At 71.2% G+C, this 10,496-nt stretch carries 11 protein-coding genes and 1 pseudogene; 8 read left to right on the top strand and 4 right to left on the bottom strand.

Going from position 1 to position 10,496, the window contains the following annotated elements:
• Positions 1 to 233: response regulator transcription factor (locus IEZ07_RS33400; RefSeq protein ID WP_191898441.1), on the top strand; the 233-nt coding region annotated here is incomplete at its 5' end.
• Positions 234 to 262: 29 nt separating this feature from the next.
• The gene (locus IEZ07_RS33395; protein WP_191898440.1) at positions 263 to 697 is read left to right on the top strand and encodes a pyridoxamine 5'-phosphate oxidase family protein; all 435 of its coding nucleotides are present in this window, start codon (positions 263 to 265) and stop codon (positions 695 to 697) included.
• A gap of 335 nt (positions 698 to 1,032) precedes the next feature.
• Here the strand turns inward: IEZ07_RS33395 and IEZ07_RS33390 are convergent.
• Together IEZ07_RS33390 and IEZ07_RS33385 are read right to left on the bottom strand one after the other, a co-directional pair.
• A pseudogene (locus tag IEZ07_RS33390) lies at positions 1,033 to 1,509 on the bottom strand (phosphoketolase family protein); the annotation flags it as partial.
• Positions 1,510 to 1,710: 201 nt separating this feature from the next.
• Entirely contained in the window at positions 1,711 to 2,274 is a 564-nt protein-coding gene (locus tag IEZ07_RS33385; protein WP_191898439.1) for a DoxX family membrane protein, read from the bottom strand.
• Positions 2,275 to 2,521: 247 nt separating this feature from the next.
• On the opposite strand from IEZ07_RS33385, the gene IEZ07_RS33380 reads away from it, so the two are divergent.
• From IEZ07_RS33380 to IEZ07_RS33355, 6 genes are all read left to right on the top strand, one after another.
• Positions 2,522 to 2,806, top strand: coding sequence for a hypothetical protein (locus IEZ07_RS33380; RefSeq protein WP_204054749.1), 285 nt, complete (start codon positions 2,522 to 2,524; stop codon positions 2,804 to 2,806).
• A gap of 744 nt (positions 2,807 to 3,550) precedes the next feature.
• Entirely contained in the window at positions 3,551 to 4,624 is a 1,074-nt protein-coding gene (locus tag IEZ07_RS33375) for an ABC transporter substrate-binding protein (protein WP_191898438.1), read from the top strand.
• Positions 4,625 to 4,664: 40 nt separating this feature from the next.
• Positions 4,665 to 5,456, top strand: a complete 792-nt coding sequence (locus IEZ07_RS33370; RefSeq protein ID WP_373293817.1) for an ABC transporter ATP-binding protein — start codon at positions 4,665 to 4,667, stop codon at positions 5,454 to 5,456.
• A 71-nt stretch (positions 5,457 to 5,527) separates the two neighbouring features.
• On the top strand, positions 5,528 to 6,409 hold the full coding sequence (locus IEZ07_RS33365) for an ABC transporter permease (protein ID WP_191898437.1): 882 nt from the start codon (positions 5,528 to 5,530) through the stop codon (positions 6,407 to 6,409).
• Positions 6,410 to 6,415: 6 nt separating this feature from the next.
• Entirely contained in the window at positions 6,416 to 6,835 is a 420-nt protein-coding gene (locus tag IEZ07_RS33360; RefSeq protein WP_191898436.1) for an RrF2 family transcriptional regulator, read from the top strand.
• 882 nt (positions 6,836 to 7,717) lie between these two features.
• A complete protein-coding gene (locus tag IEZ07_RS33355; protein ID WP_191898435.1) occupies positions 7,718 to 8,458 on the top strand; it encodes a hypothetical protein in 741 nt (246 codons plus the stop codon).
• A gap of 205 nt (positions 8,459 to 8,663) precedes the next feature.
• Here IEZ07_RS33355 and IEZ07_RS33350 read toward each other — a convergent pair whose 3' ends face one another.
• Together IEZ07_RS33350 and IEZ07_RS33345 are read right to left on the bottom strand one after the other, a co-directional pair.
• The gene (locus tag IEZ07_RS33350) at positions 8,664 to 9,605 is read right to left on the bottom strand and encodes a carbohydrate ABC transporter permease (RefSeq protein ID WP_239321217.1); all 942 of its coding nucleotides are present in this window, start codon (positions 9,603 to 9,605) and stop codon (positions 8,664 to 8,666) included.
• Positions 9,602 to 10,495, bottom strand: coding sequence for a carbohydrate ABC transporter permease (locus IEZ07_RS33345; RefSeq protein WP_068901585.1), 894 nt, complete (start codon positions 10,493 to 10,495; stop codon positions 9,602 to 9,604). The genes IEZ07_RS33350 and IEZ07_RS33345 overlap by 4 nt, the downstream gene beginning before the upstream one ends.
• Position 10,496: the final 1 nt, after the last annotated feature.

Below are 10,496 nucleotides of genomic sequence, written 5' to 3'. Positions count from 1 at the left end.
AGGACCCGCTGGCGGCCCTGTCGGCGCAGGAGCGGCAGATCCTGGACCTGATCGGCGAGGGGCTGACCAACCGGCAGATCGGCGAGCGGATGTTCCTGGCGGAGAAGACGGTCAAGAACTACGTCTCCAACCTGCTGGGCAAGCTCGACATGCAGCGCCGTACCCAGGCTGCGGCGCTGGTCACCCGGCTCAAGGCCGAACGCGGCGAGCGGGGAGACCTTCGTCCCTGGTGAGGAAGAGTGGCCAGGCCGATGCTGGAGACATGAAAGTCGATTCCACGGACCTGCGGGTGCTCTCACGGGCCGAGTCCATGCAACTGCTCGCCTCGGCGCCGCTCGGGCGCATCGTCTTCACCGACCGCGCGCTGCCGGCCATCCAGCCGGTCAACTACGCGCTGGACGGAGAACGGCTGGTGATCCGCACCAGGGCCGGGTCCAAGCTGGCGGCCGCGGTGCGCGATGCGGTCGTAGCCCTGGAGGCCGACGCGTTCGACGAGGCCGGCCGGACCGGATGGTCGGTGACCGTCATCGGGCACGCACGCGCCGTTCCGGAGGGCCGCGAGGAGTTCAGCCGGCTGGCCCACCTGCCCCTGGCGCCCTGGACACCCCGGGACGGGCAGCGGCCGGAGCACCGGGACCACTACATCGTGCTCCCGGTGGAGCAGATCTCCGGCCGCCGGGTCGAGGCCTATTTCTGATCCGGGACGGACGCCCGGCACCGTAAACAGGCCGCGGTCTTGAGGATCTTGCCTGCGCGGCGCAGCTCGCGGACCTCGCGCTCCAGTTCGGTGATCTTCTGGGCATCGCTGGTGGAGGTGCCGAGCCGCTGCCCGTCGTCGATCTCGGCCTGGTGCACCCAGCCGCGCAGGGCCTTGCGGTACACGCCGAGCTGGTCGACCACGTGGGCGATGGCACCGGGGGCGCCGCCGGTCTGTCGGCGGCACAGCAGCCTCGGCATGTTGACTCCGATAGAGTTCGAGAACACGACCATCGTGGCATGACAATTCAGAAACGCGACTCCACAGGGCAGACCAGCGTCCACCAACTCCGGGTTGTCGAAGGCCGCGCCGTAGGCGTGGGCCAGGGCGTAGCCGAGTTCGCCGCCCTCGTGGATGGAGCCGGGCGTCTCGGGGGCGACGTGGCTGGGCACCCCGCCGGGGAAGGAGAACTGGCGGAAGAGTTTCCGCATGCCCGCGGCGTCCCGGGTGATGTCGGGGTATTTCTCGGTGTAGGAGCCCTCCAGCCAGGCGTGGGCGACCGCGGCGGGTCCGCCGTGCCCGGGACCGGCGATGTAGATCATCTCCTGGTCGCGTTCGGCGATGATCCGGTTGAGGTGGGCGAAGCAGAAGTTCAGTCCCGGCGTGGTGCCCCAGTGCCCGAGCAGGCGGGGTTTGATGTGCTCGACCGCGAGGGGCTCGGTGAGCAGGGGGTTGTCCAGCAGGTAGATCTGTCCGACCGAAAGGTAGTTGGCGGCCCGCCAGTAGGCGTCGATGCGCTGCAGTTTCTCCATGGATCCGACTCCTCTCGCATCTTTCTTGATCACCTAGAGGATTTGGTCCCCACCCCGGACGCCATCGGGACCATGACATCTCCGATGTGTTTTCCGATCGGTCTCCCGGGCTCGCCCGAGGCTCCCGCCGCACGGCGGCCCTTTCCGAAAAAGCGAACGCCCGTCCCCTGGTCTTTCAGGGGACGGGCGTGGTGCAGGCGGTCACTTCAGGATGGGGAATCGCTTGACCAGGGCGGTCTTGCCCCACCAGGTGCCGATGCCCAGGGTGTCGCCGGCGTGGGCGGCGGCCAGGCCGATCAGGACGATGGCGTAGACGATGTGGTCGTCCATGAACGGGTTGGTCTCCAGCGGCAGCTGGGCCGCCCACATCAGCAGCATCATCGTCGCGCCCGCGCCGGCCGCGATCCGCAGGCCCGCGCCGAGGATGAGGGCGGCGCCGACGCCGAGCAGGCCGAGCATGAACAGCCAGTCCACCCAGGCCTGCCCGGCCAGGCCGCTGAAGAAGCCGCCGAGGGCGTTCTCGCCGCTGCCCTTGAGGAAGCCGGTGGTCGGGCTGCCTCCGTTGACCCAGGCCTTGGCGGCGGGGGTGGCGAAGCCGAGGCCGAACATCTTGTCGACGAAAGCCCACAGGAACACCCAGCCCAGAGCGATGCGGGCGGCGGCCCAGGCGTAGACGACGGGGGTACGCTCCTGCGCGGCGGGCGTGGTGGTGATGGGGGTGGTGACGTGGCCGTTGACCGGCTTGCGTCCGTGGATGACGGCCATGACTGGCTCCTGTTCCGCTTTCTTCTCTCTGTTACGTCACCCAGTACATCGTCTGGCCTCGCCCTTTCCGCAGAGCCGTACGGCTCGTGTCCACGTCTCCAAGGTCCTGCGGCCGGTGGGACTTCCGTCCCGGTCCCGCCCGCAGGGATTACCGGTGCCCTGACGCGGCATCGGCGCAGGCGCGTGAACCACGTTCCGGGCAGATTCGGTGCTGATCGCGACCCCTGCCAGCGGAGATCATCGGAGGGTGATCGACACACAGGTGGCGCCGGAATCGGGTGACGGGCTGGAAGCGGTGTACGTGGCCCGCGACGGCACTGAGCGGCGCATGCCGTGGGCATGGCTGCCGCAGGTGGCCGGCGAGCTGCATGATCCGGTGCGCGCGTTCCCCTCCTACAAGGGCCAGCGCAACTACTCGGGCTGGTACTGGTCGGCGACGCAAGGGCGCCGGATCGGGTTCGAGTCGTGGGTGGAGCGCGACCATCTGATCGCGCTGGACTTCGACCCCGCGGTCACCGCCATCGTGTCGTAGCCGTTCTGGCTGCTGTGGCCGGAGGCGGGCCGCACCCGCAAGCACGCCCCGGACTTCCTGGCCCACCTGACCGGCCGCGACACCACCCGGCGCGGCACCGATGCGGCCGAGCGGGCCACCTGGTCGCTACCGGACCTGCAGGAGCTCTCCGACGAGTGGGTGGTCGCCGGCTGGTAGAGCCGCCCCCATGACGGGCTGCGCCACCCGTTCACCCCCGATCGGGCCACCTCGCCCAACGACGCCCACGCTGCGCTGGTCACCGCGGCCGGCTACGTCCCTCTCGCGTTGACCGGCAGCGACTACATCGAACTGCTGTCGGCCACATGGCGGGCGATCACCGATGCCGGGATCCAGATCGACTACCGCATCTACAATTGCCCGGCGCTGGCCCCCTACCGGGCGATGAGCTCGGGAGTCTCGGGAGCCATGGCCAAAGGCGGGCAGTGGAGGGGGACGTGGACGACGTCTTCTCTCTGCCCCGCCACCCCTGCACCCGGCGGCTGCGGGCCGCCGGCGCGGAGGCGGCCCGTCTCACCTCGTAGATCCGTTCGGGTTCCCGGGCCGCGCCCGGCGAACCGGCGACCGCACCCATACCCCCGTACCCCGTGTCCCCGGGCCGCGCAGACCGCGCGGCCCGGGGACACGGCCGTTCGCGGACGAATCCGGCATCCGGCTTGACGCGGAGGTCTCGGGGCTCTATAAACACACTAAATCTACTAAATAAGTGGGAAATAGGGAGAACTCATGAACGCTCGCAGGGCCCGCGGAGCGGTGGCCGCACTGGCCGCACTGGCGCTCACCACCTTGGCGGCGGCCTGCGGGAACGCCGAGCCCGCCGGGACGACCGCCGCGGCCGCCGGCGGCGGAGGCGGACCGGCCGAGGTCAGGCTCGGCTACTTCCCGAACATCACGCACGCCACCGCGCTGGTCGGGGTGGAGAAGGGCCTGTACGCCAAGCACCTCGGCTCCGGCACGGCGCTCAAGACCAGCACCTTCAACGCCGGCCCCGCCGCGATCGAGGCGGTCTTCTCCGGCGCGGTCGACGCCACCTACGTCGGCCCCAACCCGGCCATCAACGCCTGGGCCAAGTCCAAGGGCCAGGCGATCAAGATCGTCGCGGGGGCGGCCTCGGGCGGTGTCTTCCTCGTCGTCAAACCGGGCATCGAGAGCGTCGAGGACCTCAAGGGCAAGAAGATCGCCACCCCGCAGCTCGGCAACACCCAGGATGTGGCGCTGCGCCACTGGCTCGACTCCAAGGGCGTCAAGACCGACACCAAGGGCGGCGGCGAGGTCTCGATCGTGCCGCAGGAGAACTCCCAGACCATCCAGACCTTCGCCACCGGCGACATCGACGGCGCCTGGGTGCCCGAGCCGTTCGCCAGCCGCCTCATCACCGAGAGCGGCGGCAAGGTGCTGGTCGACGAGCGGGACCTGTGGCCGGGCAAGGAGTTCGTGATCACCCACCTGATCGTCCGCCAGGAGTTCGCGAAGGAGCACCCGGAGGCGGTGCGGAAGCTCATCGAGGCCCACGTGGAGGCCAACGAGCTCATCGCCTCCGACCCGGCCGAGGCCGCCGAGACGGCCAACGCCGCGCTGGAGAAGCTGGCCGGCAAGCCGCTCAAGCCCGAGGTGCTCGACGGCGCCTTCAAGAACATCACCTTCACCAACGACCCGATCGCCTCGTCCCTGGTGGGCAGCGCCGACCACGCCGTCAAGGTCGGGCTGCTCGAGCCGGTGGACCTCACCGGCATTTACGACCTGAAGATCCTGAACGAGGTCCTCGCCGCCAGGGGCCGGCCGCAGATCTCCGACAAGTGAGGCTCCCCGGCGGGGTCCGCCGAGGCAAGAGGAGGAACACGTGACCGCTCCGCTCACGGAGCAGGCCGCCGGCCGGGCGGAGGGCCGCGGGCCCGCCGTCCGGCTGGAGGCCGTCTCCAAGATGTACGGCCAGGGCCGGACCGGCCTGCTGGCCCTCGACGAGGTCTCCCTGGACGTCGGTGCCGGGGAGTTCGTCTGCCTGCTCGGCGCCTCCGGCTGCGGCAAGAGCACCCTGCTGTCCCTCGTCGCCGGGCTCGACCGGCCCACCGCCGGGCGGATCGAGGCCGACGGGGGCCGGGTGGCGATGATGTTCCAGGAGCCGGCGCTCTTCCCCTGGCTGACCGTCTCGGCCAACATCGAGATGGCGCTCCGGGCCAAGGGCGTGACCCGGGCGGAGCGCCGGGCGCGCGCCGCGGAGTTCCTGGAGACCGTGCACCTCGGCGGGTTCGGCGCCAAGCGCCCGCACGAGCTCTCCGGCGGCATGCGCCAGCGGGTCGCGCTGGCCCGCGCGCTCGCCCAGGACGCCGACGTGCTGCTGATGGACGAGCCGTTCGGCGCGCTGGACGCGATGACCCGCGACCTGCTCCACGACGAGCTGGAGCGCATCTGGCGCGAGCGGAACCTGTCGGTCCTGTTCGTCACGCACAACGTCCGCGAGGCCGTACGGCTCGGCGACCGGGTGGTCCTGCTGAGCAGCCGCCCCGGCCGCGTCGTCGAGGACTTCCCGGTGACGCTGGAGCGGCCCCGCCGCACCGACTCCGCCGAGGTGGCCGAGCAGGCGGGCCGGATCACCGACCGGCTGCGTGAGGAGGTCATGCGCCATGGCCGCTGACCCCGCCCTCGCGGCCCTCGCCGTCCCGACCCCTCCCGCCGTCGGCGGAGCACCCTGGAAGGTGGCCCGAGATGTCCGTTGACGCCGGCACCCGGAGCGGAGACGTCCACGCCCGGCAGCTCGCCGGTCTCGACGCGCTGGAGCTGACCACCCGGCAGCGCAGGGGGCTCGCCTCCCGGACCTGGTCCGGGATCTGGCCCATCGCGTCCGCCGTCGCGCTCGTCCTGGTGGCCTGGCAGCTGGTCGTGCTGGCCGGCTGGTGGCCCGAGTACGTCTTCGCCGGCCCCGTCACGACCCTCGGCGTGCTCGCCGAGCGCCTCGGCGAAGCGGAGTTCTACACGGCCGTGGCCGTCACCATGCGGCGCGCGGTCGCCGGGTTCGCGCTGGCGATCGCGGTCGGCCTCGTGGCCGGTGCGCTCGTCTCGCGCATCCGCCCGCTGCGCCGAGCCGTGGGCTCGCTGATCACCGGCCTGCAGACCATGCCGTCGATCGCCTGGTTCCCGCTGGCGATCCTGCTGTTCGGGCTGACCGAGAGCGCCATCATGTTCGTCGTCGTGCTCGGCGCCGCGCCGTCCATCGCCAACGGGCTCATCGCCGGGGTCGACTACACCCCGCCGATCCTGCTGCGCGCCGGGCACATGCTCGGCCTGCGGCGGCTCCGGCTCTACCGGCACGTGATCCTGCCCGCCTCCCTGCCGTCGTTCCTGGCCGGGCTGAAGCAGGGCTGGGCCTTCGCCTGGCGCTCCCTGATGGCCGGCGAGCTGCTGGTCATCATCGCCAACCAGCCGTCCCTCGGCGAGCAACTGCACTTCGCCCGGGAACTGGCCGACTCGCCGGGCCTGCTCGCGACGATGATCGTGATCCTGGTGATCGGCATCGTGGTGGACCTGCTGTTCGGGGCCGCCGACAACGCCCTGCGCCGCCGGTGGGGCCTGCACCAGGCCGCCGACTGAGCCGTCATGCGGACCTCAGCCCGAACCCGGTACGCCCTGCGCGCGGTGGCCGAGCTGGCCGCCGCGCCGCCCGGCCCCGTGCCCGCCGAGCGGATCGCCGAGGCCCAGAGCATCCCGCGCAGATTCCTGGACAACATCCTGCTCCAGCTCAGGAGGGGCGGGCTGCTGCACAGCAGGCGCGGCTCCGACGGCGGCTACTGGCTGACCCGGCCGGCCGAGGAGATCACCCTGGCCGACGTCGTCACGATCGTGGAGGGCGTCCCGGAGGGCGGCGACCACGGCGGGTATCCGGGGGTCGCCGGGCCGCTGGCCGACGTGTGGAGCGTGCTGCGCGACCATGAGGAGCGGCTGCTCACCGAGATCACCCTGGCCGACATCGCCAGGGGAACGGTGCCAGGCGTCCGCCCGCCGGTCGGCGGGAGGTAGCGCGTTCCCGGCGATCTGTGCCATCGACCGGGCGGGCCGTACCGGGCCGCGCGCCCGATGGGCCGAACGCGAAGCGGGAGTGGGCGAATGCGATCGGACGTCACGCTGCAGCCGCTCGACGAGACGTCGCTGCGGGAGCTTCTCGACGCCGCCGTCGCGGATGCCGATCCGCTCGAGGTGATGCCCCCGGTCGACGGGCCGGCCGGATGGACGGCCGGGCGGCGGCAGGCGTTCCTGGACTTCCACCGGGCGAGATCGCTGTCGGGCGAGCCGGTGGAGACCACCTACGTGATCCGCCGGCAACACGCCCATGCGGCGGCTGCTCGCCGCCGCGGGCGCCGAACTCGCCCGCGACGGGCAGGAGGTCACGGCCTGGGCGGACCTGGCCGAGACCCGGTTCTGAGAAAGCGTGTCCGGTACGGGACGACGACCCCGACGCCCTTCGCGCCGGCTCCGTCGACGTCGCTTCCACGGTCTGCGGTGGGCGACGACCTCGTCGCCCGGTCCGGGGCGCGCCATGATCGGTGGCCGCCGGGTGGCGTGATCGCCCTCTCCCGCGGCGACCAGGCCGGCTGCAGGCGGATGCGGTAGTGCCCCCTTGCGCCCGTTGCGCGACATGCCCGGCAACTCGGTGCCGCTGAGGACGATCGTCACGGTGGTTCGTCTTCGTTGTGTTCGGCCGACGTCGTGCCGCTGCGCCGAGCCGGGCCATGCGAGAACCATGCGGAATGCATTCCTCTCCCATGACGAATTTATTCCCGGGCTATTTATATTTCAGGTGCAGAGCATTTCCGATGGTTGAGCGGCTGTCGGATGACGTCTTGGCGCCTTCTCCGCACCCGGATGCGTCGGAAATTCATTACACCGATCGGAAGGAAAAAAATGGATTCGGCTTCTTGTGGAAAGGCTTTCTTCCGTGCGGCCCTGGCGGCCGCCGCGGTGACGGCGGCCGTTCTCGCGCCGACCGCCCCGGCTGACGCCGCCGCCGCGGACTTCGAGCTCCAGGTGACCTGGAAGACGCTCTCTCTCAGCGACCGCATGAGCTGCGACCCGACCGGACCGCCGCAGCGCGGCGGCGGCAGGTTCTCTCCCAGCCTGAGCTACAGCTACGAGTGCGGCGGCTGGGAGCGGGTCAACGCCTCGATGAGCGTGGAGGGAGGCTCCCCGGTCACCCCCCGGGTCCGCAACCTCGGCACCTGGGACCGCCGGGCCCGCTCCTGGGACCGGGAAGAGAGCTGGTCCAGCGACGAGTTCCCCGACCACCCGGCCTTCCTGGGCACCGGAAACGACTACGACCTGGCCCAGCGCCCGCTGTGCACGACCGATACCTACAAGCGCTGCCTGACGGACTACTTGAAGGACAACAACACGGTGACGGTCCGCGGCGCCTTCGGTGCGCGGATCAGGTTCGCCGCCCACCTCCAGACGACGGACAGGTACGACGACGAGCGCAGGCACACGGGCACCGGGGAGTGCAAGGTGGAGGACTTCACCACCTGGGACCAGGCACAGGTCGACAGGTACACGGCGGGGAGACCCCGGGAGATCACCCTCCTCGGTTCCTACGACGGGCGCAACGTCTGCGCGGTGCGGTACGAACTGGTGGCCAAGCGGCTCCGGTGACGCCCGGGCGCGAGCACGGATGCGAACCGGTCCCGCCTGCGGGCGGCGGGGCCGTTTCCGGTGCCCGAAGCTGGCGAGCCGTCGCGGACGGATCCCGCCGGTCGGGCCCGGGGTGAGCGGAAACCCGCAGCACGCTCATGAGGTTGCGGGGGCGGATCGCTGAGAAGCCGCTCCCCTCAGGGAGCGGCGGGGTGACGGAGACGGATCAGCCCTTCACCGCGCCGGCGGTCAGGCCCGCGCCCACCCGGCGCTGCAGGAACAGGAAGACCACCAGGACCGGCAGCGCGAACAGGGTGGCGGCGGCCATGGTGGCGCCCCAGTCGGTGCCGAACACGTCGCGGAAGGACGAGAGCCAGACGGGGAGGGTGCGCTTGTCACGGTCCTTGATGATCAGCACGTTGACGAACGCGAACTCGTTCCACGCCGTGACGAACCCGAACAGCGAGGTGGCCATCAGCCCCGGTGCGAGCAGCGGGAAGATCACCCTGCGGAAGGCGGCCGGGCGGGTGCAGCCGTCGACCAGCGCGGCCTCCTCCAGCTCTGCGGGGACGGCGGCCAGGAATCCGCGCAGGGTCACGATCGTGAACGGCAGCGTGATCATGAAGTAGACGCCGGTGAGCATCGCCAGGGAGTCGAGCAGCCCGGTGTCCCGGGCGATGACGAACATCGGCACGAGCAGCGCCTCCCACGGCGCCATCTGCGCGGCGAAGACCATGACGATGAAGGGTCCTCTGCCGCGCCAGCGCATCCGGGCCACGGCCACGGCCGAGAGCAGGGCCACCGTCAGGGCCAGCAGCACGGCGGCGGCGGTGACGGCCAGGCTGTTGCGCCAGAACGTCCAGAACCCGTCGGCGGCCACGGCGGCGGCGAAGTGCTCCAGGGTCGGGTGCGCCGGCCACAGACCCGGCGTCCCGGCCTGGATCTCCGCCGTCGGCCGGAAGGCGGTGGCGAACATCCAGTAGACCGGGAAGGCCATGACGGCGAGCACGGCCGCGGCGCAGGCGTTGAGGGCGATCCTGCCGGGCCGTACCGCCCGCCTCCGCCGCGCCGCCCCGGTGGGAACCCCGGCGGGCGCCCCGCCGCCCGCCCTCCCTCCGGCCGGACGCGTTCCCGCGGGCCGGCTCCTTCCTGCCGGGAGCGTCCTCACGATCCGGCTCCTTCCTGGCGGAGCATCCGCCGCAGGTTGCCGGCCAGCGCGACGGCGAGGACGGCGACGGTGAGCATGGCGACGGCCGAGCCCAGGTCGTAGCGGTGCAGGACCCGGGCGACCTTGAAGGCGTAGACCGGCAGCGTGGTGGTCGCGCCGTCGGGCCCGCCCTGGCCGAGCACCCAGATCTGCGGGAAGCACTTGAAGACCCAGATCACCTCCAGCGACGTGACGAGCGCGAACATCGGCCGCAGGATCGGGAAGGTCACCCGGGCGAAGATCTGCGGGCCGGTGCCGCCGTCGATCCGGGCCGACTCGTACAGCTCGGCGGGGATCGTGGTCAGACCCGCGTAGAGGGTGAGCGCGGCGAACGGCACCGACTGCCAGACCACCAGCGCCACCAGCACGCCGAACATCGCCCCGCCGTCGGCGAACCACGAGTGGCCCTGGAACGAGTCGAAGCCCAGGGCCACCAGCAGCCGGTTGACGATCCCCAGCTCCGACTGGAACAGCCACTGGAAGATCGTCGTGGCCGCGATGACCGGGGTGGCCCAGACCAGGGCGAGCACGCTCATCAGGGCGACGCGCATGCGGCGGCCGAGCCGCGCCAGCATGAGCGCGACGGCGGTCGACAGGCCCACGATGAGCACCACGTTGACCGCGGTCCAGCCGAAGGTGCGCAGCGTGACCGCCCAGAACTCCTCGGCGGCCAGCAGCTCGCGGTAGTTGTCCAGGCCGGTCAGCCGCGCGCCGCCCCGGACGAGTTCGCCCATCCGGAAGTGCTGTACGGAGATCAGCGCGGCGCGCAGCAGCGGGTAGAGCAGCAGGAACACGCCCCCGGCCACGGTGGGGGCGATGAGCAGGTAGGGCCAGAGGTTCCTGGTCCGCACG

It is taken from the genome of Planomonospora parontospora (assembly GCA_014647935.1).
Classification (GTDB): domain Bacteria; phylum Actinomycetota; class Actinomycetes; order Streptosporangiales; family Streptosporangiaceae; genus Planomonospora; species Planomonospora parontospora.
This window is presented reverse-complemented; position numbering and strand designations above follow the sequence as displayed.

Coding starts and splice junctions, on each gene's coding strand:
- IEZ07_RS33395 (WP_191898440.1), top strand. CDS start 263: ATGAAAGTCGATTCCACGGACCTGCGGGTGCTCTCACGGGCCGAGTCC.
- IEZ07_RS33385 (WP_191898439.1), bottom strand. CDS start 2,274: ATGGCCGTCATCCACGGACGCAAGCCGGTCAACGGCCACGTCACCACC.
- IEZ07_RS33375 (WP_191898438.1), top strand. CDS start 3,551: ATGAACGCTCGCAGGGCCCGCGGAGCGGTGGCCGCACTGGCCGCACTG.
- IEZ07_RS33365 (WP_191898437.1), top strand. CDS start 5,528: ATGTCCGTTGACGCCGGCACCCGGAGCGGAGACGTCCACGCCCGGCAG.
- IEZ07_RS33360 (WP_191898436.1), top strand. CDS start 6,416: ATGCGGACCTCAGCCCGAACCCGGTACGCCCTGCGCGCGGTGGCCGAG.
- IEZ07_RS33355 (WP_191898435.1), top strand. CDS start 7,718: ATGGATTCGGCTTCTTGTGGAAAGGCTTTCTTCCGTGCGGCCCTGGCG.